Annotated in this window: 21 protein-coding genes; 18 read left to right on the top strand and 3 right to left on the bottom strand. The window is 73.5% G+C overall.

Translation table 11 applies throughout. The annotated features are described in order from the left end of the window. The first annotated feature begins 39 nt into the window (after positions 1 to 39). The 17 genes from AC069K_RS31600 to AC069K_RS31520 all read left to right on the top strand — a co-directional run bounded on the left by AC069K_RS31600 (position 40) and on the right by AC069K_RS31520 (position 23,356). On the top strand, positions 40 to 438 hold the full coding sequence (locus tag AC069K_RS31600; protein WP_478621986.1) for a CU044_2847 family protein: 399 nt from the start codon (positions 40 to 42) through the stop codon (positions 436 to 438). After that, complete coding sequence (locus AC069K_RS31595; protein WP_478621984.1) at positions 431 to 2,404, top strand: VMAP-C domain-containing protein; 1,974 nt, start codon at positions 431 to 433, stop codon at positions 2,402 to 2,404. The genes AC069K_RS31600 and AC069K_RS31595 overlap by 8 nt, the downstream gene beginning before the upstream one ends. Positions 2,405 to 2,636: 232 nt before the next feature. Then, positions 2,637 to 3,638, top strand: a complete 1,002-nt coding sequence (locus AC069K_RS31590; protein WP_365111541.1) for an AAA family ATPase — start codon at positions 2,637 to 2,639, stop codon at positions 3,636 to 3,638. Positions 3,639 to 3,642: 4 nt separating this feature from the next. Beyond that, positions 3,643 to 7,086 (top strand): SAV_2336 N-terminal domain-related protein, encoded by a 3,444-nt coding sequence (locus tag AC069K_RS31585; protein ID WP_478621983.1) that lies wholly within the window; start codon positions 3,643 to 3,645, stop codon positions 7,084 to 7,086. Beyond that, a complete protein-coding gene (locus tag AC069K_RS31580; RefSeq protein ID WP_365111548.1) occupies positions 7,083 to 7,355 on the top strand; it encodes a hypothetical protein in 273 nt (90 codons plus the stop codon). Before AC069K_RS31585 ends, AC069K_RS31580 begins: the two co-directional genes overlap by 4 nt. Then, complete coding sequence (locus tag AC069K_RS31575; RefSeq protein ID WP_365111550.1) at positions 7,352 to 8,590, top strand: FxsB family cyclophane-forming radical SAM/SPASM peptide maturase; 1,239 nt, start codon at positions 7,352 to 7,354, stop codon at positions 8,588 to 8,590. The genes AC069K_RS31580 and AC069K_RS31575 overlap by 4 nt, the downstream gene beginning before the upstream one ends. A 94-nt stretch (positions 8,591 to 8,684) precedes the next feature. Beyond that, positions 8,685 to 11,672 (top strand): FxSxx-COOH system tetratricopeptide repeat protein, encoded by a 2,988-nt coding sequence (gene fxsT / locus AC069K_RS31570; protein WP_478621980.1) that lies wholly within the window; start codon positions 8,685 to 8,687, stop codon positions 11,670 to 11,672. A 351-nt stretch (positions 11,673 to 12,023) separates the two neighbouring features. Next, a complete protein-coding gene (locus AC069K_RS31565; RefSeq protein ID WP_365111555.1) occupies positions 12,024 to 13,277 on the top strand; it encodes an acyltransferase family protein in 1,254 nt (417 codons plus the stop codon). Between the two features lie 60 nt (positions 13,278 to 13,337). Then, positions 13,338 to 14,048, top strand: a complete 711-nt coding sequence (locus AC069K_RS31560) for an SDR family oxidoreductase (protein ID WP_478621977.1) — start codon at positions 13,338 to 13,340, stop codon at positions 14,046 to 14,048. A gap of 54 nt (positions 14,049 to 14,102) precedes the next feature. Beyond that, positions 14,103 to 14,561, top strand: a complete 459-nt coding sequence (locus AC069K_RS31555; RefSeq protein WP_365111558.1) for a carboxymuconolactone decarboxylase family protein — start codon at positions 14,103 to 14,105, stop codon at positions 14,559 to 14,561. Between the two features lie 158 nt (positions 14,562 to 14,719). Next, the gene (locus AC069K_RS31550; RefSeq protein WP_358835030.1) at positions 14,720 to 15,598 is read left to right on the top strand and encodes a sigma-70 family RNA polymerase sigma factor; all 879 of its coding nucleotides are present in this window, start codon (positions 14,720 to 14,722) and stop codon (positions 15,596 to 15,598) included. Between the two features lie 410 nt (positions 15,599 to 16,008). Beyond that, complete coding sequence (locus AC069K_RS31545) at positions 16,009 to 17,529, top strand: MFS transporter (RefSeq protein WP_365111560.1); 1,521 nt, start codon at positions 16,009 to 16,011, stop codon at positions 17,527 to 17,529. 146 nt (positions 17,530 to 17,675) lie between these two features. After that, the gene (locus AC069K_RS31540; protein ID WP_365111563.1) at positions 17,676 to 18,092 is read left to right on the top strand and encodes a pyridoxamine 5'-phosphate oxidase family protein; all 417 of its coding nucleotides are present in this window, start codon (positions 17,676 to 17,678) and stop codon (positions 18,090 to 18,092) included. Positions 18,093 to 18,297: 205 nt separating this feature from the next. Next, entirely contained in the window at positions 18,298 to 19,785 is a 1,488-nt protein-coding gene (locus AC069K_RS31535) for an FAD-dependent monooxygenase (protein ID WP_478621974.1), read from the top strand. Positions 19,786 to 19,899: 114 nt separating this feature from the next. Next, positions 19,900 to 20,736, top strand: coding sequence for an NAD(P)H-binding protein (locus AC069K_RS31530; RefSeq protein WP_478621972.1), 837 nt, complete (start codon positions 19,900 to 19,902; stop codon positions 20,734 to 20,736). A gap of 88 nt (positions 20,737 to 20,824) precedes the next feature. Further along, positions 20,825 to 21,814 (top strand): alpha/beta fold hydrolase, encoded by a 990-nt coding sequence (locus tag AC069K_RS31525; RefSeq protein ID WP_478621971.1) that lies wholly within the window; start codon positions 20,825 to 20,827, stop codon positions 21,812 to 21,814. Between the two features lie 75 nt (positions 21,815 to 21,889). Continuing rightward, the gene (locus AC069K_RS31520; RefSeq protein WP_478621970.1) at positions 21,890 to 23,356 is read left to right on the top strand and encodes an FAD-dependent monooxygenase; all 1,467 of its coding nucleotides are present in this window, start codon (positions 21,890 to 21,892) and stop codon (positions 23,354 to 23,356) included. A gap of 163 nt (positions 23,357 to 23,519) precedes the next feature. Here AC069K_RS31520 and AC069K_RS31515 read toward each other — a convergent pair whose 3' ends face one another. From AC069K_RS31515 to AC069K_RS31505, 3 genes are all read right to left on the bottom strand, one after another. Beyond that, positions 23,520 to 23,654 carry a hypothetical protein gene (locus AC069K_RS31515; RefSeq protein ID WP_478621969.1) on the bottom strand — a complete coding sequence of 45 codons (135 nt, stop codon included), beginning with the start codon at positions 23,652 to 23,654 and terminating at the stop codon, positions 23,520 to 23,522. Between the two features lie 94 nt (positions 23,655 to 23,748). After that, positions 23,749 to 24,570, bottom strand: coding sequence for an AfsR/SARP family transcriptional regulator (locus AC069K_RS31510; protein WP_358835022.1), 822 nt, complete (start codon positions 24,568 to 24,570; stop codon positions 23,749 to 23,751). Positions 24,571 to 24,658: 88 nt separating this feature from the next. Then, positions 24,659 to 25,492: an AfsR/SARP family transcriptional regulator gene (locus AC069K_RS31505; RefSeq protein ID WP_478621966.1), complete on the bottom strand. Its 834-nt coding sequence runs from the start codon at positions 25,490 to 25,492 to the stop codon at positions 24,659 to 24,661. Positions 25,493 to 26,055: 563 nt separating this feature from the next. On the opposite strand from AC069K_RS31505, the gene AC069K_RS31500 reads away from it, so the two are divergent. After that, on the top strand, positions 26,056 to 26,517 hold the full coding sequence (locus tag AC069K_RS31500; protein WP_067163869.1) for a carboxymuconolactone decarboxylase family protein: 462 nt from the start codon (positions 26,056 to 26,058) through the stop codon (positions 26,515 to 26,517). Positions 26,518 to 26,760 lie beyond the last annotated feature (243 nt).

Raw genomic sequence — 26,760 nt, 5'->3', positions numbered from 1 at the left:
TCAAGTCAGGGGAGCTTGCGACTGGTTCAGGGGGCGGCCATGGCGCACGTACGGGAGATCGAGCTGCCGGGCGGGGCCGTGGTGCTGGCCCGGGTGTCCGCCGCCGGGGGGTACGCGGCGGACGACGACGACGTCGGCGTGATCGAGAACGCCGTCGCCAGGGTGGAGCGGCTGGGCGAGCTGATCGCCGGGGTCGGGCGGTCCGTGCTGGACGCGGCCGCCGCCGCGCGGCCCGACGAGGCGACCGTCAGCTTCGGCGTCGAGCTGGCCGTCAGGGCCGGGGCGGCCGTCGCCGTGCTCGCCGACGGGGAGGCGAAGACGTCCCTCCAGGTCACGCTGGTGTGGCGGCGGGAGGACCAGCCCGCGCCCCCGGTCCCCCCGCCGCCGCCGGACCCGCCGCACGTGCCCCCGGCCCCCGGCGGCCCGGCCGATGCCTGAGCACGCGCACGACCCCTTCATCGACGACCTGGCGCGCTCGGCCACCGTCCACCTGCTCCCGGGCGGCGGCGGCACCATGTGGGGCAGCGGCTTCTTCGTCGCCCCCGGTTGGGTGCTGACCTGCGCGCACGTCCTGCGCCCGCATCTGGCCCGGGACCGCGAGCGGGTCTTCTACGTCGGCAGCGACCGGCTCGGCGAGGACCCGCTGCCCGCCCGGCTCGCCGCCTGGCTGGTCGACGACGACCTGCGCGGCGACACCGTGCCCGTCGAGCAGGACCTGGCGCTGGTCCGCCTGCTCGAAGAGGACGTGGAGCACGAGTGCGTCTGGCTCAGCGACTGCGCCGAGCCGCCCGGCGCCAGCAGTGCGGTGGTCTACGCCTTCCGGCCCGAGGAGGGCCCGCAGCGCTGGCAGACCGCCATCGACATCCGTACGTACGACGGCAGTTACGGGTTCCGCTTCCACACCACCGAGTTCCCCAAAGGGGTCTCCGGCGGGCCCGTCGTCGATCCGCACACCGGCGCCGTGGTCGCCGTGATGAAGTCGCGCCAGGTCGAGCGCGGCGGCGGCCGGGCCATCGCGCTCCCGGCGCTGCGCCGCTTCGGCGACCTCTACCGGGCGGTGCTCGCCGAGCACGACCGGTGGCACGGCGGCGAGCCGAGGCTCAGCGGCTACAACACCTGGATCGACCGGCAGCAGCAGTTACCGGCCGCCGGACTGCACCGCACGCCCGAGCAGTGGAGCCCGTACGACCGGCGCACGGCCCTCCATCTGCTCGCCGCCGTGCCCGGGCCCGGCGGGGTGCCGCCCGTGGCGAAGCTGGCGCGCAAGGCCCGGGGCGGGATCGCGCCGCCCGGCGGCCTGCCCGACCCGCGCACCTGGCGCGACGGCCACGGCCTGCTCTACGAGGCGCACCGCCCGATGCCCGCCATCGCCTTCCTGCACTACCTCAAGCTCGTCGTGGAGTACGAGCGCGGGCGCGGTGGCGACCCGGCGCCGCTCGCCGCCTGGGTGAACGAGCGGCTGCGCGGCATCCCGCCGGTGGTGCACACCGTGGTCACCGAGGCCCGGCTGCCCGAGGGGCTGCTGCCGGTGCTCGGGCCCGGGGCGCCCGAGGAGATCCTGAGCGTCCTGCCGTATCCCACGCCCGAGCGCGGCGGCGCCGTCGTCACCGTCGAGCTGGAGCCGCTCTCCGACGCGCCCGACCGGTTCTACTGGCGCATCCGGGTGCACGACGGCGACCGGGAGGGTTCCCGGCCGGTGGCCGAGGAGTGCCAGGGCGACGGCGTGGCCCCCGCCGAGCTCATCCGGCGGCTGCGCCGGTCGCTCGTCACCGCCTTCGAGAGCGTCGACACCGACGACTGCCCGGCCCCCCTCGAAGTCGCCCTGCCCGCCGACCACTTCGACACCGCCGTGCACCGCTGGCAGCTCACCGAGATCGGGCGCCTGTACCGGCCTCCCTACCTCGGGGTGCAGCGGCGGGTGGTGCTGCGCGACCTCGACCGGCGCGGCGGGCCCGACCCGGAGTGGCGGGAGCGGTGGGACGCGCTGATGGCCGCCGAGGAGCTGACGGCGGTGCCGACCCCGCAGCCGGGCCGGGCGCCCCGGCCGCACCACTTCGCAGAGATGGAGCCGGGCGCGGTGCCGGTGCTGTGCCGGCCCGCCGGGCGCGGGGTCGGCGGCGCGGCCATGCGGATGGCGCTGGAGGCCGGCCACGGGGTGGCGCTCTGGCACACCGACGCTCACCCCGAACAGGGCTGCCACGACCTGTGCGTGGCCGTGCGCGCCGGGGCGGCCGACCTGCTCGGCCAGGCGAAGGACCCCACTGAGCTCCCGGACCGGCTGCGCCGTATCAGGGAGGAGATCAGCGATTCCAAGGATGCCCAGCACTGGGCGGAGGGTGTGGCGATGCTCTACGACGACCCGGACCGGCCGCTGCCGGACCTCCAGCGGCTGGACGCGCCGTGACCCGCCGTGGCGGGGTGCCCGCGTCGGGCACGCCGCGCGCCGCCGTGCGCCCGGACAAGCGCCGCTGTGACCGCCTGTGCGTCCGCCCGCCCGGACCGGGCGGGGCAAACGCCTTTCGGCGGCCCGGGAGTGGGTACGTTCCGACTGGACCTCGACTCGCAACGAGACTTCGACCCGCAACGACACGTGGCCAAGAAGTGGTGCCCCGCCGACCGTCGACGAGGAGCGAGCGATGGACGACTGGCTGATCTACCGAGGTTTCGGGGCACCGGATCCCGAGCGGATCCGCGCCCTGCCCCCGCCGCCCCGCTGGCGCACCTTCGGCGGCGAGCCGCGCCCGTACACGGTGCCGGACATCGACATCGCCTCCCGGCGCAGGCTCGGCGACCGCGTCTCGGAGCTGTCCGCGCACGACACCGAGACCCTCCAGCTGATCAACGCGGCCCTCTATCTGCGCCGCCCGCTGCTGATCACCGGCGAGCCGGGTTCGGGCAAGTCGACGCTGGCGCACTCGATCGCGTACGAACTGGGCCTGGGCCGCGTCCTGCAATGGCCCATCACCAGCCGGGCCGAGCTCAAGGACGGGCTCTACACCTACGACGCCATCGGGCGGCTGCACGACGCGCAGCTCGCCGACGGCCAGGCCGACGACATCGGCCGCTACATCCGCCTCGGCCCGCTCGGCACCGCGCTGCTGGCCGCCGCGCGCCCGCGCGTCCTGCTCATCGACGAGCTCGACAAGAGCGACATCGACCTCCCCAACGACCTGCTGAACGTGCTGGAGGAGGGCGAGTTCCCGATCCCCGAGCTGGAGCGGATCGCCGACCGGCCGGGCCGCGACGTGGTGGAGGTCCTCACCGACGACGGCCTGCGGGTCGCGGTGCCGGGTGGCCGCGTCCGCTGCCGCGCCTTCCCCGTCGCCGTCCTGACCAGCAACGGCGAGCGCGACTTCCCGGCGCCGCTGCTGCGCCGCTGCATCCATCTGCATCTGGACCCGCCGCGCGAGGAGCGCCTCGCGGCCTTCGTCCAGGCCCACTTCGGGGCCGGCGCCGACGAGCGCAACATCGATCTGGTCAGCCGCTTCACCCGCGACGACGGCGACGGCGAGCTGCGCCCCACCGACCAGCTCCTGAACGCCATCTTCCTCACCCAGCAGGTGAGCGAGGAGGGGCCGGAGCGGCGCGAGGAGATAGCCGAGCTGCTGCTGCGCCCGCTGGACACCAGGCAGCGGTGACCCGATGACCGCCGCCCGGGGCCCGCGCCGCGCCGCCAGCGCCGTGACCTCCACGCTGACGGCCCTGGTGGCGCGCCTTCGGGAGGCGGAGATCCAGCCGACCGCCCAGGAGCTGGCGGACGCGCTGTGGCTGGCGCAGTTCGCCGGGCCGCTCGCCCGGCCCCGGCCCCAGGTGTCCGAGGCGGTGCCGCCGGTCGCCGGCGGCCCCGGCGTCAAACCGCCGGACCCCGCCGAGGGGGCGGGCCCCGCCCCCGCCGAACACCTCCTCGACCAGGGCGTTCCCGGCGGCCCCACGGCCTCGCCCGGGTACGGGGACAGGACCGATCTGTTCACCCCCGGACCCGGCACCGGCCCCGGCCGGGACGCCGAGGACGCGCACCCGAGGGCCTGGTCGGACGGGGTGCGGGTGGCGGCCCCCGCCGCCGCCACCCTGCCCGAACCGCTGGCCCTGCAACGGGCGTTGCGCCCTCTCCAGCACTACCGGCCGCCCGCCCGCACCACCGGCCGCCACCTCGACGAGCAGGCCACCGCCGACCGGGCGGCCGAGACCGGGCTGATCCTGCCGGTGCTGCGGCCCGACCGCCGCCGCCAGGCGCGGCTCGCCCTGGTGATGGACGTCTCCTCCTCGACCGTGGTGTGGGAGCAGACCCTCGACGAACTGCGCCAGGTCTGCGAGCGGGCCGGGGCCTTCCGCGAGGTGCGCACGCACTTTCTGCACGAGGGCGAGGACGGGGAGCCGCGGGTGGGCGGCGGCGTCGCCGACCAGGACCACCTCGTCGACCCCTCCCAGCTCTGGGACCCGGGCGGCCGCCGGCTCACCCTGCTGCTCAGCGACTGCGCGGGCCCCATGTGGCGCAGCGGCCGGCTCCAGCGGCTGCTGTACGGCTGGGCGCGCACGGCCCCGCTGGCGGTGGTCCAGCCGCTGCCGCAGCGGATGTGGCGCTCCACCCATCTGCCCACCCGGCAGGGGGTGCTGCGGCGCCGCGAAGGCCCGGCCGGGCGGCTGGAGTTCCAGCCGCGCAGGCCCGAGCGGGGCCGCGACGCCCGGGGGCTGCCGGTCCCGGTGCTCGCGCTGCGCCAGTCGTCGTTCGGCGCCTGGGCGCGGCTGGTCAGCGGCTCCGCCGAGCAGACCATGGAGGCGGCCGTCGGCCGGGTCCGCGCCGACCACGCCCCCGCCGCCGGGAGCGCCCGCGCCGAGCAGGACCTCACGCCCGCCGAGCGGGTCGCCGCGTTCTGCGCCACCGCCTCGCCCGACGCCGCCCAGCTCGCCGCGTGCCTGTCGGCGGCGCCGCTGGTGCTGCCGGTGATGCAGCTGGTCCAGCGGGCGATGCTGGTCGACAGCGGCCCCGAGGTGCTGGCCGAGGTGCTGCTCAGCGGGCTGCTGCGGACCGACGAGGAGGAGAGCGGACCGGGCCTGCCCGGCTACGCCTTCCTGGACGGGGTCCGCGAGGAACTGCTCGAACTGCTCGGCGCCGGAAGCGCGATCCTCGTCCTGAAGCACTGCTCGGAGTACGTGGAGCGGCGCTACGGGCGGACCGTGCGCAACTTCCCCGCGCTCGCCGCGGCCGTCCTCGCCGGCTCGGTCGACCCCGGCGGCAGCGCGCCCGCCGGACCCGCCGACGACTCCCGGCTGCGGGTCTTCGCCCGGGTCTCGGCGCAGGTGCTGCGGCGCTTCGGCCGGCCCGACCAGTTCGTCCAGCCGGGCGGTGGCGGCGCCGGGCCGCGCGAGCTGTCCGACCGGGCCCGCGACTGCCTCGACCGCTTCCGCTCGTACGGCACGGTCCGCGACCTCGACATGGGCGTCCAGCTGCTGGGCGCCGCCGTGCGCGCCGAGAAGCGCGTCGCCGAACGGGCCTTCCTGTACGGCGAGTTGGCGCAGGCCCTGCTGCTGCGCTGGGAGCTGCGGCGTCTCGGCGAGGACCTGGGCGAGGCCCTGTCCGCCGTGGAGAACGCCCTGCCGCACGAACGCCGCGCCCATCTCACCCTCGCCCGCGTCCTGGAGGCGATGGCGGACGAGGCGGAGTCGGGCCGGGCGGGGGCGGACGAGGCGTGGTGGCTGCGGGCGCTGACCGAGCCGCAGGGGCCGCCGGGACGGCCGGGCGAGACCTGGCGGCTGCCCGTGGCCCCGGACGCGTCCGCGGCCGTCCCGGAGACCGGGACCGAACCGCGCCGCCAGGAGGCGCGTTCGCCGCACGAGGTCGCCCTGTACCTGCTCAACCGCGCCCACAGCAGCCTCGCCCTGATCAGCGGCATTCCCCCGGCATCCGCCGCCCAGCGCGCCGACTGGCGGGCCGCCTCGCTGGCCCGGGTGCGGGTGCTGCGGCGGCTCGCGGAGCTGGAACCGGCGTGGGCGGGCGGCTGCCTCGACAACGCCGTCCAGGTGACCGACGCGCTCCTCACGGAGGCCCGCACCGGCGACGTACTGCTGCTGCGCGGCGCGCTGCTGCTCGCCCTCGCCCGCCGCGCCGCCGCGGGCGGGGGCGAGGAGCCCGCGCTCACCGCCCGCGCGTACGCCGAGCGCGCCGCCACCGACCTCTACGCCGGGTTCGAGACCCTGGCGCCGGGCTCGGTGGGCGACGCCGAGGTCAGCCGCGCCTGGCTGGACGTCGCCGACGCCGTGGAGCTCTCCCGGACCGAATCCGACGACTCCGCCCGGCTCACCGTCCTCCAGGCCCTCGACCAGGCCCGCCGCTACGCGGGCCCCGACCGCGAGGCCCGGACCGTGTGCCTGCTGCGGATGGCGAAGGTGCTGCGCGAGCGGTACGAGTCGACCCGCAGCCGCACCCACCTCGACTCGGCCGTGGTCGCCTGGTCGGAGGCGCTGGAGCTGATGGGCCCGGACGACCCGCGCCGCCCCGCCGCCTTCACCGAGCTCGGTGACGCGCTCACCGCCCGCGCCCGCGCCAAGGACTCCGTCGAGGACGCCCGGGGCGCGGTGCGCGCGCTGCGCCGGGCGCTGGACGAGACCTCCGAGTCCGACCCCGAACTGGCCCGGCGCCGCTATCTGCTGGGCGCCGCGCACGTCCGGCGCTTCCACACCGAGGAGGTCCTCTCCGATCTGCACGAGGCCCACTGGATCCTGGGCGCGGCCGCCCGGGCCACCGACCGCAGCACGGTCCTCGCCCGGATCTGGCTGCTGCGTGCCGAGGTGCTGCGGCTGCTGTCCGAGCGGACCGGCTCGCCCGCCCGGCTCGGCGAGGCGGCCGACCACGCGCTGCGGGCCGCCCAGGAGAGCCGCACGGCCGGGGAGCCGCTGACCGAGGCCGCGGCACGCCAGGCGCGGGCGCTGCTCCTGGAGCGGACGGCGGGCCCGGCCCGGGCGCGGGAGGAGCACCGCGAGGCGCTGCGCGTCCTGTCCGCCGCGCCCGCGAGCGCGGCGCGCGACGAGGCGGAGGCCCTGAGCCGGGCGGAGACCGACCGGCTCGACGGCGAGCCGGGAGCGTCGTGACGGCGACCGCGACCGACGGGGGAAGGGCGCTGCCGGACCCCGCGGCGCTGCCGGTGCTGCGCCCCCTGGCGGCCCGCGCCCCGCACGAGTGCGCCCACCCCGTCCTGGCCGCCGTCCTCGCCGACCTGCGCGGGCGGCCCGGGACCGGCGGGGCCTACTTCAGCGACGCCCCGGCGGTCTCCGGGGCGCCCCCGGACACCGCCGGGGCGTACTTCGCGGACACGCCCTCGGCCCGCCCCGGCGACGACGGCACCGGGCAGGCGCCGTGACCACCGCCGAGGAGCCCCGCTGGCCGCACCGCGAACTCGACCCGGACGCCGTGCGGCCCGTCCCGCTGCGCCAGTTCGTCCTGAAGGTGCACAGCCGGTGCAACCTCGCCTGCGACTACTGCTACATCTACCGCGGCCAGGACGCGAGCTGGCGCGAGCGCCCGGCCCGGGTCCCGGAGGCGACCGTGCGCCGCACCGCCCGGCGCATCGCCGAGCACGCCGCCGCCCACCGCCTCACCTCGCTCCGTATCGACCTGCACGGCGGCGAGCCGCTGCTGGGCGGTGCCGGGCCCGTCCTGGCGTACGCGGCGGAGGTGCGCCGGGCCGTGCGCGAGGCGGTCCGGGGCGTGGTGCCCGGCGGCTGCGAGGTCACCGCGACCGTGCAGACCAACGGCACCCTGCTCACCCCCCGCACCCTCGACCGCCTCGCCGCCGCCCGCGTCCGGGTCGGGCTCAGCCTGGACGGGGGCGCGGCCCGGCTCAACACCCGCCGCACCGACCGCCGGGGCCGCTCCTCCTGGCCCGCCGTCGCCGAGGCCGCCCGGCTGCTCGCCCGCCGCCCCGGCGCGTACGCGGGCATCCTGTGCACGGTCGACCTCGCCGCCGACCCGGGGGACGTCTACCGCTCGCTGCTCGCGCTGGGCCCGCCCGGCATCGACCTGCTCCTGCCGCACGGCAACTGGGCCGCCCCGCCCCCGGGGATCGCCCCGGCCCCGGCGCCCGGGCGGCGCCCGCGCCCCACCCCGTACGGGGACTGGCTGGTGCGGGTCTTCGACCTGTGGTGGCAGGAGGACCGGATGCGGACCGGGGTGCGGCTCTTCCAGGAGATCGTGGCGCTGCTCCTCGGGGCGCCGAGCACGGTCGAGTCGGTGGGGCTGTCCCCGATGGTGGCGGTGGTGGTGGACACCGACGGCGCGATCGAGCAGACGGGCGCGCTGCGCTCGGCGTACGAGGGCGCCTCCGCGACCGGCCTGGACGTCTTCCGCCACTCCTTCGACCGGGCCCTGCGCCACCCCGGCCTCGCCGCCCGCCAGTTGGGGGTCGCCGGACTCGCCCGCGACTGCGCGGTGTGCCCGGTACGGGAGGTGTGCGGAGGCGGCAACTACGCGCATCGCTACGCCCCCTACAGCGGGTTCCTCCACCCCAGCGTGTACTGCGCCGACCTGGAGCGCCTCATCCGTCACATCGCGGCCCGGCTCGCGGACGCCGACGGGGCACCGTGGGGAGGCCCGTGACCGTCAACTCCTGCTCAACCTCCTTTCCTTGACGCACAATTGAGGGTGCGCGCACATCCAGCAGCTTCCGGCCCGAGCCGAGGGAGTCCGCCGCATGTCCGACCACGAGGGCGCCGTGGAGCCCACGCCGCCCGAGCCGGCCGAGGAGTCACCCCGTGTCACGGTGCTCTTCGCCGGGCAGAGCCAGGCCTGGGCCGACTGGATCGGGCAGCAGCTGGAGCGGGCGGGGCACCCCGCCGTGCTCATCAGATGGGATCCGCTGCACCTCAAGCCCGCCGACTCCGCCCTCGCCGACCTGCTGGAGCCGCCCGGCCGCATCCTGGTCGTCCTGGACGACTGGTATCTGCGGTTCGACTCGGAGAAGTACCAGGGCTGGGCCCGGCTGCTGCGCGACACCCTGCCCCAGCACCGCGACCGCGTCGCCGCCGTCAGCGTCACCGCCAGACCGCTGCCGCCCGCCGCCGCCACCCTGCGCCCGATCGCGCTGCGCGGGGTCGGGCCCGACGAGGCGCGCCGCCGGGTCCTGGAGTGCGCGGGTCCGGCCGGCCGGCCCGACGGGGTGGTCCTGGAGCGGCCGATCCGCTTCCCCGACGACCGCCCGGCGATCTGGAACGCGCCGCGCCGCAACCGCCAGTTCACCGGCCGCGAGGACGCCTTCGAGCGCATCCACGACATCCTGGCCGCCGCCGGCGAGGACGGCGGCCGGGTGGTGGTGCACGGGCTGAGCGGGGTCGGCAAGACGCAGGCCGCGATGGAGTACGTGCACCGGTTCGCCGGTGAGTACGACATCGTCTGGTGGGTCGGCGCCGCCGCCAAGGCCAGCGCCCGAGAGGGGTTCGCGGCGCTCGCCCCGGCGCTCGGCCTGCCCCAGGGCAGCCGCCTCGGCGAGGTCATCACGGCCGTGCGCGGCGCGCTGGAGACGTCCTGCCGCCGCTGGCTGGTGGTCTTCGACGGCGCCGAGAGCCCGGAGGCGGTCGGGGAGCTGGTCCCGGACGGCCCCGGGCACGTCCTGGTCACCGCCAACTCGCCTGAGTGGCCGGGCCTCGGCGCCCAGCTGGTGCAGCTGCCGCCCTTCGACCGGGAGGAGAGCGTCGCCTTCGCCCGGCGCCGCGCCGAGCGCCTGGGCGAGCAGGAGGCGGACCGGCTCGCCGAGGCCGTTCAGGACCTGCCGCTGCTGCTCGACCAGACCGCCACCTGGATCGCCAACAACCCGGCGGCCTCCATCGCCGACTATGTCCGCGGGATCAGCCAGGACGACCCGCACACCGTCTCCACCATGCCCTCGCGCGAGTACCCGGCGAGCTTCCAGGCCGCCTGGTCCAGGACGCTCAACAGCCTCAACGAGACCTCCGCGGAGGCGTGGGAGCTGCTCAAGCTCCTCGCCCACTTCTCGCCGGACTCCGTGCCGCTGCGCCTGCTCCAGAACGCCCGGGTCAGCGATCTGCCCCAGCACCTCGCCATCCTGGTCACCGACCCCAGCAGCTGGAACTCGGCGCTGCGCACGCTCTCCCGGGTCACCTCCACCCCGCTGGAGTACGACGACCCCGGCCGGCTCGGCACCCGTACCGTCGGCTCCCTGCGCATCCACCGGCTGCTCCACCGCTTCGTGCGGGCCAGCCTGCCCGAGCAGGAGCACGAGCGGGCCACCGCCACCGCCTGCCGGGTGCTGGTCGCCGCCGATCCGCGCGATCCGGCCGGCTCCCACAACTGGCCGCGGTACGCCGAGCTCATCCCGCACCTGGAGCCCTCCGGCGCGCTCACCTCCACCGACCCGGACGTGCGCCGCCTGGTCCTGAACTGCGTCGAGTACCTGCGGGTGCGCGGCGAGTTCCGCGAGGGGCGCCGGCTCAGCGGCCTCGCGGTGGAGTCCTGGCGTCCCGTGTCGGGCCCCACCGACGGCCTGGTCCTGGTCGCCACCCACCAGCTCGCGCACAACTTCCGCCAGCTCGGCGAGTACGGGCGCGCCGAGGAGCTGGGCCGCGACACGCTCCGGCGGCTGATGGCCGAGGGCCGCGGCGGCATCGAGGTGGTCCGCGCCAAGAACGGTCTGGGCGGCACGCTGATGGTGCTCGGCAAGTACGCCGAGGCGCGCGCCTTGTTCGAGGAGGCGGCGGGGGAGACCGCGGCCCTGCTGGGCGACTGGAAGGTGCCCCGGCTCCTCGCGATCCGCCACAACCTGGCGGTCACCCTGGCCCTCCAGGGCCACTACGCCAAGTCGCTCTCGCGCCACGAGGAGGTCCTGGAGGAGTGCATCTCCGTCCTGGGCGGCAAGGACCACCTCACCCTCCAGTGCGGCTCCTTCACCGCCCAGATGCTCCGGCTGATGGGGCGGTACGGGGAGGCGCTGACCATCCAGGAGTACAACCACCGGCTGCACCGCCAGGTGCTGGGCGCCGACCACCCGCAGACCCTGATGGCCCAGCACAACCTGGCCCTGTGCCTGCGCCGCGACGGCGAGCCCGAGCGGGCCAGGGGGCTGCTGCACGAGGCCCGCGAGGCGATGCTCCGGCGCGCCGAGGCGACCGCCTACACCTGCGACTACGCCATGCTCCTGCGCGAGCTCGACCGCCACGACGAGGCGCACCGGCTGGCCTCGGAGGCGGCCGCCGGATACGAGCGGCTGCTGGGCCCGGACCACCCGTACACGATCGGCGCGTACGACAACGTGGCCCTGGTGCTGCGCGAGCAGGGCGAGCACGGACCCGCGCGCGAGCTGGCCGAGCGCAATCTGCGGGCCTTCACGCGGGTGCTGGGCCATGTCCATCCCTGGACGCTGGGGTGCGCCCTGAACACCGCGTCCGCGCGGGCGGCCGACGGCGATCTGCCGGGCGCGGCCGAGCTGGGGCGCTCCGCGCTGGTGCGGGCGGTCACCTCCGTCGGCCAGACGCACGTCCTCGCGGTCAACCTCCAGGCGGGCCTCGCCCAGGACCTGCGGGCGCTGGGCCGCCGGGCCCAGGCCGCCGAGCTGCTCCGGGACGCGGTGACGACCCTGACGGCGACCCTGGGGGAGGAGCACCGCCAGAGCGCGTACATGAGGAGCGGGGCGCGGCCGTACTGGGACTTCGAGCCGATGCCCGTGTGAGGGGCCGGCACCGGTGTGACGGGAACGGGCTCGGGCGGCGGGGGCGGACGACCCGTGCCCGGGGTGTGTGAGCAAGGCCACGCTTGGCCGGGATATGACGCTTTTCTGACACACCTCTGACGTGGAGCTGCCGATTCCTGTACGTGGACGGGCTGTTCCTGTGGTTCGTGGCCGAACTCCGCGCTGTCCCGCCCGGCCCCGCCTTGAAGCGGAGCCCCATCATCAAGATCCTTGATGGGGCCCGGGACGCCGCTCAAGGGCCGCTCCCTCGCGGTGGGCGACGATCGGACGTGCCGGACCTCTCTCCTGCCGGGGAGAGGCCAACTCCCCATGCCCCCAGGAGGGTGAGCCATGACTCAAGGCGACACGATCGGCGCCGGGCCGCCGGGCGCGGCGGCCGGAGCACCGGGCCGGGCCCGGACCGGACGCCTGGGCAGAGCGACCGGGTTACGCACGGTCGCCACCCGCGACGGCTGGCTGCGCCCGGAGACGACCCGGCTGCCGTCCCTGACGGGACTGCGCTTCCCCGCGGCCCTCCTGGTCTTCCTCAACCACACCGGACTGCCGTTCCCGTTCCTGCGCCTGGTCGAGGACAACGGGGCGGCGATGGACTGGTTCGACGTCACCCGCAACGCGGGCGCCCTCGGCGTCACGTTCTTCTTCGTCCTCAGCGGATTCGTCCTCACCTGGGCCGTCCGGGAAACGGACACCGTCCGCGCCTTCTGGCGCCGCCGGCTCGTGAAGATCTACCCGAACTACGCCCTCACCTGGCTGCTGGCGATGGTCCTTTTCGCCTCCGCCTATACGCCGACCCGCACCGCAATCCTGAACCTGCTCATGGTGCACGTCTGGGTCCCGAAGTTCGACGTGTTCTCCAGCGTGAACCAGCCGAGCTGGTCGCTGGGCTGCGAATTGCTCTTCTATCTATCCTTCCCCCTGCTGCACAAGGCATTCCGCCGCATCCGGGCCGGTCACCTCAAGTACTGGATATCCGGAGTGACGGCGGCCATCATCGCGACGCCGTTCTTCACCTACCTGCTGCTGCCGGACGACCCCAACTTCCCCGGCGGCCTCGCGCTCGGCGCGCGCGCCTCCACCAACCAGTACTGGTTCGCGTACAACTTCCCGCCGATGCGGCTGCTCGACTTCGCGCTCGGCATGCTGGTCGCGCAGGCGGTGCTGAACGGCCGCTGGTGGAACATCGGTATGACCTGGTCGGGCCTGCTGCTCGCGGGCAGCTACGTGTGGGCCTCCCACGTGCCGTTCCTCTACTCGCAGCGGTCCATGACCATCATCCCGATCATCTTCCTGATCGCGGCCGCCGCCACCGCCGACGCGAGAAACGAGTTCACCCTCTTCCGCAATCGCGCGATGATCTGGCTGGGAGAAGTGTCGTTCGCCTTCTACCTCGTCCACTTCGTCGTCCTCGCCTATGTGCGCAAGTGGCTCGGCCACGACCTGTACTCGGTGCCGCAGACCGTCGGCATCGTCCTCGTGGAATTCACGATCGCCCTGCTCGCCTCCTGGGCGCTGTACGCACTGATCGAGCGCCCCATCACCCGTAACTGGTCAAAGCCCCGGCGCCCCAAAGCCGCGGCGAGCTGACCCGCTCCGAACCACTTGCATTCAAGTGGAGTTCAAGATTCGACTGTAAGGATTCCCCCCATGAAGACCATCGCCCTCATCACAGGTGCCAACAAAGGAATCGGATTCGAGATCGCGCACCAGCTCGGCGAGCTGGGAATCACCGCGATCGTGGGCGCACGCGACGAGGAACTCGGCAAGGCCGCGGCCGAGAAGCTCGGCCAGCCGTTCGTGCAGATCGACGTGACCGACCCGGAGAGCATCAAGAAGGCCGCCACCTATATCGACCTGGCCTACGGCAAGCTCGACATCCTGGTGAACAACGCCGGCATCACGGTCTCCCACGAGGACGGAAAGCCCAGCGTCACCTCGCTGGAGACCATGCGCTCGGTGTACGAGACGAACGTCTTCGGCGTGGTCGCGGTGACCAACGCGTTCCTGCCGCTGCTGCGCAAGTCGCCGGCGGGCCGGATCGTCAACCAGTCCAGCGAGATGGGCTCGCTCACCAACGTGCTCGACCAGGACCACCCGATCTGGCACGTCAACAACCTGCCGTACAACTCCTCCAAGACCGCGCTGAACATGATCACGGTGTCCTACGCCAAGGAGCTGTGGGACACCCCGATCAAGGTCAACGCGGTCGACCCGGGCTGGTGCCGCACCGACATCACCGGGGGCGAAGGCTACAAGTCGGCCGAGCAGGGCGCGGCGATCGCCGTGAAGCTCGCCACCCTGGACGCGGACGGCCCCACCGCCACCTTCGTCCAGGACCAGGGCGACCTGCCCTGGTAGGGCGTCCCCCCACTCCCTCCCCTCCCCACCCGCACTGCTGAAGGAAGACCAACGATGTCCACCCCCCGGATGAACAACCCGGCGCAGGTGCTGCCCGAGGCCATGACGGCCATTCTGGGTCTGATCAAGTCGATCCGTAAGGCCGGTGTCGAGGACGCCACCCTCGAACTGGTCCATCTGCGCGCCAGCCAGATCAACGGCTGCGGGCCCTGCCTGGACGCCTCGGCGAAGGCCGCGCGGAAGGCGGGCGTCTCCGACGAGCGCATCTTCTCGGTGGGCGCCTGGCGCGAGACGCCGTTCTACAGCGACGCCGAGCGTGCGGCCCTCGCGCTCGCCGAGCACGTCACGCGGCTCGCCGACCGCGAGGACGCCGTGCCGGACGCCGTGTGGAACGAGGCGGCGGCGCACTACGACGAGGGCCAACTGGCCGCCCTGGTCCTCCAGATCGGCGTGGTCAACCTCTTCAACCGCCTCAACGCCGCCACCCACCAGCAGGCGGGCCAGGCCTGGTAGCGGCCTCGCGCGCCGCCGGGGACCCGGTCCCCGGCGGTGTGCGAGAGTTGGCCGGCGCAGGGACCGGCGAACGAGCCCGCCGGCGGCGGACGTTGTCACATTTGCCGGGGTCGGTTCGTCAGGGGATTGACGGAACGCGAACCAGAAGGATGTGACCGATGGACGAGCGCGAGTGGCTGGCGCGGCGATTCGAGGAGAACCGGAGCCATCTGAGAGCGGTGGCCTACCGGATGCTCGGCTCGCTGAGCGAGGCCGACGACGCCGTTCAGGAGGCCTGGCTGAGGCTCAGCCGCGCCGACACGGACGACATCGAGAACCTGGTCGGCTGGCTCACCACGATCGTGGGCCGGGTCTGCCTGGACATGCTGCGCTCGCGCCGGGCCCGGCGCGAGGACCCGCTGGAGGCGCAGGTCACCGAGCCCGCCCTGGACCCGGAGGACGGCGCCGACCCCGAGCACCAGGCGCTCCTGGCCGACTCGGTGGGCCTGGCCCTGCTGGTCGTCCTGGAGACGCTCGACCCCGCCGAGCGCCTGGCGTTCGTCCTGCACGACATGTTCGCGGTGCCCTTCGAGGAGATCGCGCCCATCGTGGACCGCAGCCCCGCGGCCGCCCGGCAGCTGGCCAGCCGGGCCCGCCGCCGCGTCCAGGGCGTGAACACCCCGCCCGCCCCCGACCTCACCCGCCAGCGCGAGGTCGTCGAGGCGTTCCTCACCGCCGCCCGCGGCGGCGACTTCGACGCCCTGGTCGCCGTGCTCGACCCCGATGTCGTGGCCCGTTCGTACGCGGCGGACCGCCCCGGCGGCACGGTGCTGCGCGGCGCCGCCTCGGTGGCCCGGCAGGCGCTCACCTTCGCCCGGTTCGCCCAGTCCGCCGAGCCCGCCCTGGTGGACGGTTCACCGGGGGTGGTGGCCGACCGCGGCAAGCCGACCTTCCGGGTGATGGGCTTCGGCTTCGGCGACTCGGTGATCACCGAGATCGAGGTCATCACCGACCCGGCGCGCCTCGACGCGCTCGACCTGGTGCTGCTGGACGCCTGAGCCCCGCGCCCGAAGGGGGCCGTACATGGGCGCGAACGGCCCGGGACCGCTGCGGCGGACCCGGGCCTTCGTACGTATAGGGGGGTCATCGCCGCAGGTCAGATGCCGTTCTAAAACTGTTTTCCGTCCAGCGGTCACATTCCTTGTGCGCGATCCGTCATATCAGTGACGGACGAGTCCGGGCCGGTGAGCCGAGGGGGGCAGCGCCGGCGGGGCGTCCGTCGCCCTCGTTGGGGGGCGCCCGTACGACAAGCCCCCGATGGAGAGCAGCCTTTGACACGTTCGTCCCGCGTCCGGAACAGAACTCTCGGGCGGCGTTCGGTACCCGACCGCGGTTGTGTCCGGCAGCCACCCGGCATCGCCGGGGGCGCTCTCACCTACTCGATCCTGCATAGTTTAGGAGTCTCGTAATGGCTGCCGCCGACTCACTCGCGCGGTCGGGACCCGGGGCTGGTTTCAAGCCCGGTGCGATCCTGGCGTTTGTGTGCCTGGGCCAGTTCATGGTCTTCATCGACGTGTCGATCGTGAACCTCGCCCTGCCGTCCATCCAGGACGGCCTCGACATGTCCGATGTCAGTCTGAACTACATCGTCACCGCCTACTCGACCGTGCTCGGCGGCTTCCTGCTGCTCGGGGGACGGCTCGCCGACACCTTCGGCCGGCGCAAGTTCCTCATGAGCGGCTTCCTGATCTTCGCTCTCGCCTCCCTCACCTCGGGTCTGGCGCAGAACGCCGCCATGCTGATCACCTCCCGCGGCTTCCAGGGCCTGGGCTCCGCGATGATCGCCCCCGCGGCGCTGTCGATCCTGACCAACACCTTCCCCGAGGGCGCCGAGCGCAACAAGGCACTCGGTGTGTGGGGCTCGCTCGCCGGTATCGCCTCCATCCTCGGTGTCATCCTCGGTGGCGTCCTCGCCGACGGCCCGGGCTGGGAGTGGATCTTCTGGATCAACGTGCCGATCGGCGTGGTGCTGGCCATCCTCGCCCCGAAGATCGTCCCCGAGTCCAAGTCCGACGCCCCGCGCCAGCGCTTCGACTTCGCGGGCGCCGCGACCCTGACCGCCGGTCTGCTGCTCCTCATCTTCACCCTCGGTGAGGCCATCAACGTCGGCTGGGGCACCACCCGCACGATCGGCAGCCTGGTCGGCGTCGCCGTCCTGCTCTCCGCCTTCCTCGTCATCGAGACCAAGGTCGAGGCGCCGATGATGCCGCTGCGCATCTTCCGCCTCAAGACGATGCGCGTCGCCAACATCTCCGCGATCCTCGTCTTCGGTACGTTCGGCGCGCTGTTCTTCTTCGCGAGCCTCTTCATGCAGCAGGCGTTCGGCTACTCCCCGATGAAGGCCGGCTTCGCCTACGTGCCGCTCGCCGTCTCGGTGGCCTTCGGCGCCGGTGCCGCCTCCGGCATCATCGCCAAGGTGGCGGCCCGCCCGGTGCTCGCCGTGGGTCTGACCCTCACCACCAGCGGTCTGCTCCTGCTGTGGCGCGCCCCGGCCGACGGCTCCTACGTCGTCGACCTGCTCCCCGCGTTCATCCTGCTCGGCCTCGGCTGCGGCATGGTCTTCGTGACCCTCCAGATCGCCGCCTTCGTCGGCATCCCGGACGAGGAGGCGGGCGTCGGCGCCGGTCTCATCAACACCAGCCAGGAGGCCGGTGGCGCCCTCGGTCTCGCCGTGATCGCGACCATCGCGTACAACGGCCTGGAGGACAAGCTCGCCAAGACCGGCGGCGACGCCGGCAAGATCCACGACATCCAGGCGACGGCCAACCACCACGCCTTCCTCTCCGCCGCGATCCTCTGCTTCGCCGCTCTGCTCGTCGCGCTGTTCTTCATGCCGAAGGGCGCCCAGTCGATGAGCTCGGCGCACGCGCACGGCCCCATCGACCCGGAGGCCGCGGGCACGCCCGAGACCGCCGCCGTCGAGAAGTGATGACCCCTGTGAACCGCCCGCTCGCCGCATAGGGCTGGGCAGGCCGTGGCGCTCCTCCGACCTCTCGGGGGAGCGCCACCGGTCGGTAGGGGGCCGGTCCGCCCGGGCCGCGCCCGGCGAGGAACGCCTGGAAGGACGTGTCCGCGATGTCGCTGCCCCAGGGGCGTACGAGCGCAGTGGAGGTCTCCGCCTCGGTGGAGGCGTTCCTCACCGAACCCCTCGTCGCCACGCTGACCACCCTGCGCCCCGACGGCTCGCCGCACGTGGCGCCCGTCCGGTTCACCTGGGACGCGGCGTCGGGGCTCGCGCGGGTGATGACGGTGGCCACCTCGCGCAAGGCCCGCAACGTACTGGCCGCCCCCGGCGGCCGGGCCGTCCTGTGCCAGGTGGAGGGGTTCGCCTGGGTCACCCTGGAGGGCACGGCCACGGTCTCGGACGACCCGGAAAGGGTGGCCGAGGGAGTGCGCCGCTATGCCAAGCGCTATTGGTCGGCGCCGCCGAATCCGCCCGGCCGGGTGGTTCTGGAGATCGCCGTCGACCGGGTCATGAACCTCAATACGTAATTCCCCTCCCGTAATTCACCGCACGTTCCGCGAGCGCGGCACCGCCGGACCCTTGAATCCGGCGGCGCCGCGTTTTCTGTTTCCTCCATGTGTCGCGTCGCAACTTCCTCGCTCCGTACGCGACTTGAGTCGTACTCAGGTAGTGGCTGCCAGCATCGGCCATATCGGCTGATCCATGTCATCCATCTGCACGAGGAGTGCGCACATGACCCAGGGCGCAATTGTTGTCGGGGCCGGTCCGGTAGGACTCATGCTCGCCGGAGAACTCCGCCTTGCCGGTGTGGAGGTCGCCCTCTACGACAAACTTCCGGCTCCCAGCGGAGAATCGCGCGGACTGGGATTCACCGGCCGTACGGCCGAAGTCCTCGACCAGCGCGGCCTGCTGACGAAGCTCGGTGACATCCGCTGGGGCAAGCAGGGCCACTTCGGCGGCGTCCGTATCAACTTCGACCAGCTGGACGAGAGCCACTACGGCATCATGGGCCTGGCCCAGTCCCGTACCGAGGAGACCCTCGGCGCCTGGGTCGAGGAGCTGGGCGTCACCGTCCGCCGCGGATACGAGGTCACCGGCTACCGGGAGACCGAGGACGGCGTCGTCGTCGCGTACGAGGGACCCGACGGCCCCGGCGAGGAGGCGGCCCAGTACCTCGTCGGCACCGACGGCGGCCGCTCCACCATCCGCCGCCTCGCCGGCATCGACTTCCCCGGCGAGCCCGCCACCCGCGGCATGTACCTGGCCGACGTGGTCGGCGCGGGCCTGCGGATGCGCCCCATCGGCGAGCGCATCGAGGGCGGCGGCATGGTCCTCTCGGTCACCCTGGAGCCGGGCGTCGACCGCATCGTCATCCACGAGCCCGGGGTGCGCCCGCACCACGGCGAGGGCGAGCTGAAGTTCTCCGAACTCGCCGACGCCTGGGAGCGCATGACCGGCGAGGACATCCACGGCGCGAGCGCCCGCTGGATGTGCGCGCTGACCAACGCCACCGGCCAGGCCACCGACTACCGCAAGGGCCGGGTCTTCCTCGCCGGCGACGCCGCCCACGACCACGCCCCGCTGGGCGCCCAGGGCGTCAGCGTCGGCCTCCAGGACGCCGTCAACCTCGGCTGGAAGCTGGCCGCCGCCATCAAGGGCCAGGCCCCCGACGACCTGCTCGACACCTACCACGCGGAGCGGCACCCGGTCGGCGAGCAACTGCTGCGCAACACGCTCGCCCAGTCGCTGATCTACCTCAGCGGCGAGGAGATGGAGCCGCTGCGCGCCGTACTGCGCGAGCTGGTGCAGATCCCGGACGCCGCCCGCCACCTGGCCGGCCTGGTCAGCGGTCTGGACGTCCGGTACGACGTCGACACCGACGGCACCGGCCATCCGCTCCTCGGGCTGCGCCTGGCCCCGGGCCGCGAGATCGAGCGCGCCGACGGCGGCCGGGTCCGGGTCGCGGAGCTGCTGCACAGCGCCCGCGGTGTCCTGATCACCACGGGTGACACACGGGAGGCCGCCGAGCTCGCCGAGGGCTGGGCGGACCGCGTCGACGTCGTCACCGGCAGCTGGGTGCCCTCCGCGACCGCCGCCGACCAGGACCCCGAGGCCGTCCTCGTCCGCCCCGACGGACACGTCGTCTGGGCCGCGCCCGACGGCGGCAAGCTCCGGGACGCGCTTGAGCGGTGGTTCGGCGCGGCTCAAGTGGCCGGATAGAGGCTGAAGCCGCAGGACCGGCCGCCACCCTGCCGAGGGCCTGTCCGGCGCCCACCCGCCGGACAGGCCCTGGCCGCACGCCCACCCCCAGCACCGTCCGAAAGGGAACCCACCATGACCGTCCTCGTCACCGGCAGCAGCGGCAAAGTCGGCTCGCACCTCGTGCGGCTGCTGGCCGCCCGGGGCGTCGCCGTACGCGCCGGCTCGCGCAGCCCCGAGAAGCTCACGCTGCCCGAGGGCGTCGAGTCCGTGAAGCTGGCGCTCGACGAGCCCGCCGACTTCCCCGCCGCGCTCGCCGGGGTCACCTCGGTCTTCCTGTACTGCGAGGCCGCCGCGATCGGCGAGTTCGTCGAGCAGGCCGAACAGGCCGGTGTCGAGCACGTCGTCATCATGTCCGCCGACGCGGTGCTGCGCCCCGACGCCGCCGTCAACCCGATCGCCGCGCCCCACCTCGCCGTCGAGCAGGCGCTCGCCGCCTCCTCGATCACCTCGACCCCGCTGAACTGCGGTGCCCTCGCCAGCAACGCCATGCCGTGGGCCTGGCAGCTCAAGGCGCGCGGCACGGTCGGCCTGCCGTATCCCAACAGCTACGCCGACCCGGTCAACGAGCGGGACGTCGCCGAGGCGGCGCTCGCGGTGCTGACCGACCCGTCGCTGCGCGGCCGTTCGTACCACCTCACCGGCCCCGAGGCGCTCACCTTCACCCAGCACATCGCGGCCATCGAGGCGGCCGCGGGCCGGTCCATCCCGGTCACCGAGGTCCCCCCGGCCGTGTGGCGCGCCAACAAGCCCGACTTCATGCCGGGCGACATCGCGGACGCGCTGCTCGACCTGTGGGCGGCCAGCTCCTCCCCGGTCCCGCTCACCGGTGACGTCGAGAAGCTGACCGGCCACCCCGCGCGGCCCTTCACCGAGTGGGCCGAGGAGTACGCGGGCCCGTTCCGCGGCTGACGGCCGTAAGGGCCCGCACACCTGCCACCCCCCACAGGCACCGGCACGTCCCCCCATGCAGGCACACGTAGGACAGGTAGGACGCAGCATGTCGCTGGACCGCAGAAAGATGATCAGCCTGGGCGCCGGGTCCGCCGCCCTCGCCATGGCCGGCGGTGTCGCCGCCGCCGAACCCGCCGGGGCCGCCCCGAGGCACCGCGTTCCCACGGACGCCGCCCTGGCCAGGTCCCTGCCCGGCGGTTTCCGCAGCCACCACGGGTACGGAGACGGCGTGCGGCTGCACTACGTCGCCGGAGGCACGGGCGAACCGGTGGTCCTGCTCGCGGGCTGGCCCCAGACCTGGTGGGCCTGGCGGCACGTCATGCCGGAGCTGGCCCGCGGCGGCCACCGCGTCATCGCGGTCGACATCCGCGGCATGGGCGGCTCCGAGAAGCCGCAGGGCGGCTACGACAAGAAGACGATGGCCCGCGATGTGTACGAGCTGGTGCGCTCGCTCGGCTACAGCCGGGTCAACGTCGTCGGCCACGACATGGGCGCGATGGTGGCGTACAGCTTCGCCGCCAACCACCCGGCGGCCACCCGCAGGCTCGCGCTCGTCGACACCCTGCACGTCGACGAGACCCAGTACGACATCCCGCTCCTGCCCCGGCCCGGCCAGGGCTTCAACCTCTGGTGGTGGGCGTTCAACCAGGTGCAGGGCCTGCCCGAGCAGCTGGCCGCAGGCCGGATGCGGCACATCATCGACTGGCTCTTCGCCCACTCCCTGCCCGACCAGAGCCTCGTCCCCGACTTCGACCGGGCGGTCTACGCCCAGCGCTACGACTCGCCCGACGCCGTCCGGGCCGGGGCCGCCTGGTACAAGGCGGCCCACCAGGACATCGCGGACCTGAAGACCTACGGCAAGGTCACCGCGCCCGTGCTCGGCGTCGGCTCCCAGCTCACCTACGGCCAGTTCCGGCAGGTCCTGCCGACGCTGGCGCCGGACGTCCGCGTGGTCCACGCGGACCGGTCCATCCACTACATCCCCGAGGAGCAGCCCGAGCTGCTCACCCGCGAGCTGCTCACGTTCCTCGCCTGACCGGCCCGATCCGGGGCGGACCGGTCAACGGCACCTATCCCAAGGCCTGTTCAACATGTGTACGAGGAGAGTGACATGACTCAGGGCGCAATCATCGTCGGGGCCGGACCGGTCGGGTTGATGCTCGCCGGTGAACTCAAGCTCGGCGGCGTGGACGTGGCCGTGTACGACCGGCTGCCCGGCCCGAGCGGCGAGTCCCGGGGCGTGGGCTTCACCCGCCGCGCCGCCGAGGTCTTCGACCAGCGCGGTCTGCTCGCCCGCTTCGGCGACGTCGAGTGGGCCCAGGGCCACTTCGGCGGGGTGCGCATCGACTTCTCCAAGCTGGAGGACAACCACTTCAGCGTCCGGGGCGTCCCCCAGTTCCGTACCGAGGAGATCCTGGAGGCGTGGCTGGGGGAGCTCGGGGTCACCGTCCACCGCAACCACGAGGTGACGGGGTTCCGGGAGACCGAGGACGGCGTCGTCGTGTCCTTCGAGGGCCCCGGCGGGCCGGGCGAGGAGGAGGCCCGGTACCTCGTCGGCTGCGACGGGGCGCGCTCGGTCGTCCGTAAGACCGCGGGCATCGACTTCCCCGGCTGGGAGGCCACCCGGGGCATGTACATGGCCGACCTGGTCGGTGCCGGGGTGCGCCAGCGGCCGATCGGGGAGCAGGTGCCCGGCGGCATGGTGATGGCGTTCAACCTGGAGAACGGCGTCGACCGGATCGTCATCCACGACGAGAAGCTGCGCCCCCACGAGGACAAGAGCCAGCTCACCTTCGAGGTCGTCGCCGACGCCTGGCAGCGGATGACGGGGGAGTCCCTGCACCACGCCGAGGTCCGCTGGATCAGCGCCTTCACCGACACCACCCGCCAGGCCTCCCAGTACCGCAAGGGCCGGGTCTTCCTGGCCGGCGACGCCACCCACATCCACATGCCGGCCGGCGCGCAGGGCATGAGCGTCGGCGTGCAGGACGCGGTGAACCTGGGCTGGAAGCTGGCCGCGGCCATCAACGGCTGGGCGCCCGAGGGCCTCCTCGACACCTTCCAGTCCGAGCGCCACCCGGTCGGCGAGCAGCTGATGCGCAACACCCGCGCCCAGACCCGCCTCTACCTCACGGGCGAGGAGATGGAACCGCTGCGCGCGGTGATGCGCGAGCTCGTCGAGTCCCCGGACGTCGCCCGCCATCTGGCCGGGCAGGTCAGCGGCCTGGACGTGCGGTACGACATGGGCGCCACCGGCCACCCGCTGCTGGGCCTGCGTTTCTCGCCGGACCGCGAGGTCGAGGTCGCCGGGGGCGGCCGGGTCCGGATCGCCGAGCTGCTGCACAGCGCGCGCGGCGTTCTGATCACCACCGGAGACTCCCGCGAGGCCGCCGAGCTCGCCGCGGGCTGGGCGGACCGGGTGGACGTGGTCACCGGCGCCTGGGTCCCGGCCGAGAAGGCGGCGGACGGCGACCCCGAGGCCGTCCTGCTGCGCCCCGACGGGCACGTGGCCTGGACCGCGCCCGACGGCGGCAAGCTCCGCGAGGCGCTGGAGCGCTGGTTCGGCACGGAGAACTAGCCGCGCCCGCCCGGGGGGCCGGAGCTCCCCCGGGGCCGGACGGACGAAGGCGCCCCCTGCCGGCGGGGGCGTCGTTCGCCGCGGCACCCGCGGCCGGTGGTGCCGTACGGGACGGCCGTCTCGCCCGATGAGCGGGCGGCCGTTCCCGTCGCGGACGGGGCGGTCAGTCGATCCCCCGGATGATGTTCAGCTCGTCACCGTCCTCCTCCGCCCCGGCGAGCCGGAGCGGAGGAGCGACGGAGGCGAGGTCACCCGGCCGAAACTCATGATCTTCCCGGTCTTCCCTGTTCTCGTACATCTGCTCCCCCTTCGCATGGATACGAGCACGGGCTGTTCGAGCATGGCCGTGCGGGGGCGGCACGGCGAGCCGCCCGGGTTGCACACGGCCGGGATCAGGCCGCGTACAGGTCGAAGGTGGAGGTGCGGCGCGGGCCCGCGACGACGTCGAGCTGGGGGTCGACGGCGAGGATCGCCTGGTGCAGCCGCTGGAGCTGCGGGGAGGGCTCCACGCCGAGGTCCTCGATGAGCCGCCCGCGCAGCTTGCGGTACACGTCGAGTGCGGTGGCCTGGCGCCCGGAGCGGTAGAGGGCCACCATGGCCTGCGAGTGCAGCCCCTCGTGCTGGGGATGACGCGCGATCAGATCGGTCAGCTCGGCGGTGAGTTCGGCGTGCCGGCCGAGGCGTAAGTCGGCGTCGATCCGGCGCTCCCTCACCACCAGCCGGCTCTCCTCCAGGCGCATGACCTCGATGTCGAGGATCGGCCCGACCCGCACGTCCACCAGCGCGGGACCCTCCCACAGGTCGAGCGCGCGCCGGAAGCAGTCCGCCGCCCGCTCGTTGTGGCCCTCGTCGAACGCCAGCTGGCCCTCCGCCGCCAACTGCTCGTACGTGTGCACGTCGACGGCCTCGGACGGGATCTGGAGCAGATAGCCGCCGTAGCGGGTGGCCAGAACATCCTTGGCCGAAAGTCGTGCGTCGGGCCCCATGGCCCCGGCCAGCCGCCGCCGCAGCTGGAGGATGTACGTCTGGAGGGTGGTGAGCGCGCTCTGCGGCAGCTCGGTGCCCCAGATCTCCTCCATCAGGGTCGGTACGGGGATGACGCGCCCCGGGTACAGGGCGAGCAGCGCGAGGATCTGACGGGGCTTGCCCGCCGTGGGGACGACGGAGACTCTGTTCACTTCGGCACTCAAGGGGCCCAGGACCTGGATTTTCACGGCTTCCTCTCGGGTAAAAGGCGGGGGTGCGCCGGGACATCGTTGTCTCCCCCCGGGGCCGGGCCGCCGGGGGAGGGTGCGTACGGGGTCAGCTCGCGCGGGCGGCGAGCCGCTCGGTGACGGGGGCGCCGTCGGGCACGGCCGAGCCGGGCCGGGCCGCGAGGATGGCCATCTGGAGCCGGCCGAGTGCGGCCGAGGGCTCGATCCCCGCCCGGGCGACGAGGGTCGCGCGCAGCCGCTGGTAGGCGCCGAGCGCCTCGCTGCGCCGCCCGGACCGGTGCAGCGCCAGCATGTACTGGCCGTGCAGCGCCTCGTGCAGGGGATAGCGGCTGACCAGGACGGTCAGTTCGGAGAGCAGTTCGCGGTGGCGGCCCAGGCGCAGATCGGCCTCGATGCGCCGGTCGAGGGCGGCGAGCCGGGCCTCTTCGAGCCGCTCGGCCTCGGTGCTCAGCCGGCTGCCCTGGTGGACACCCGTCAGGGCGGGCCCGGTCCACAGGGCGAGCGCCTCGCGCAGCAGCCGGGCGGCGCCCTCGTGGTCACCGACGTCCATGGCGCGGTGGCCGGCCGTGGCGCGCCGCTCGAACTCGCGGAAGTCCACGGTGCCTTCGCCGTCCTCGGTCTCCAGGCGGTAGCCGCCGGGCAGGGTGACGAGGACGTCCTTGGCGGTGCGGTGCTCGCCGTCCCGGCGGGCCAGCGCCTCGCCGATGAGCTCGCGGAGCTGCATCACATACGTCTGCACGGTGGTACGGGCACTGCGCGGCGGGGTGTCGTCCCAGAGCTCTTCCGCCAGCGTCGCCAGCGGCACCACCTGGTCGGAGTGGAGCGCGAGGAGGGCCAGCACCTGCCGCGGCTTCGGGGCAGTGGGCGCGATCGATAACCCGTTCTTCCGCACCGACAGTGCACCCAGCACTTCGATGTCCATGTTTCTCCCCTGAGTCGGGAAATACGGGGGGTAAGGGGTATGCGGGTCGGAAGTGTCCGCGCGGCTGGCAGGCCCTCGGCGGCAACCCGCTTTGATCATGTGCTCGAACCCACCCGTCGCGGCAAGCCCGCCTGTGGCTGCTCTGACGTACCTGTCAAAGAACTGACCGCGGTGTCAAAATCCTGTAGCAATCGCGAATTCTGCTCGGATTGAAGCCACTCGACTCTGGGTAAAGAACCGCCGGATGTGGCGGATTTTCCGGGCCTCGTGCCCCGCCCCCGCCCTGCTCCCGCTCCCGCTTCCACCCCGTACCTCTGGTGCCCCGGGATCTGGATCTTACGCCGTCCTTAGACAAGCGCCCAGCACACGGACGTCCCCGCCGCACCGATGTGGCGTGGGTCACACCTGACTCCCGTCACATTCACGCGCCACGTTTCGTCATAGCTGTGACGGAGGAAGCCGACCGGTGTGGATGTTCTGGCAGGGCCGGTCGGCGTCCGACGTCGCGGTTTCCCGTATGAAGTGTTCGGCGTTTACGTGAATCTTTTTGAGGAGAGCAAATCATGACCGCTCGGGCCAAGCACCCTGCTTTTGTCGTTCCCGGTGCCATTGACGCTCTGGTGGCGCTCGGAAAGGCCAGCAAGGAAGTTCCCGGCGTCGATGTGAAGCTGCTTGAGCTGCTGCATCTGCGGGCGAGCCAGATCAACGGCGACGGCGCCAACGCGGACCGTCACCCGCGTCTGGCGAAGGCCGCCGGCGAGACCTCGGACGAGCGTCTGTTCGCCGTGGCCGCCTGGCGCAACACCCCCTACTTCACGGACGCCGAGCGCGCGGCCCTGGCGCTCTCCGAGGCCGTGACCCGCCTCGCGGACCGTGAGGACGCGGTCTCGGACGAGGTGTGGAACGACGCGGCGAAGCACTTCAACGAGCAGCAGCTCGCGGCGATCGTCCTCTCGGTCGCCACCGCGAACCTGTGGAACCGTCTGCACGTGGCCATCGGCCAGGTTGCCGACCCCAACAGCTGATCACCCCCGTACAGCTGCTGGTGCCGGCCGACACCCCCGACGGCCGGCGGTCGGGCGGACGGCTCGACGGCGGACGGCCCGCTCACCGCAAGGACGTTGCGGTGAGCGGGCCGTTTTCGCGTGGGGAGGAGAGGGAGGGCGGGGGGGGGGGGGGGGGGGGGGGGGGGGGGGGGGGGACCCCCCCCCCCCCCCCCCCTTCCCCCTCCCCCTCCACCCGGCGCCGCAAGAAGAGGAAGACGTGAA

It is taken from the genome of Streptomyces sp. NPDC043908 (assembly GCF_056435525.1).
The sequence above is the reverse complement of the archived record's forward strand: the minus strand, read 5'-3'. Positions and strand labels throughout refer to the sequence as shown.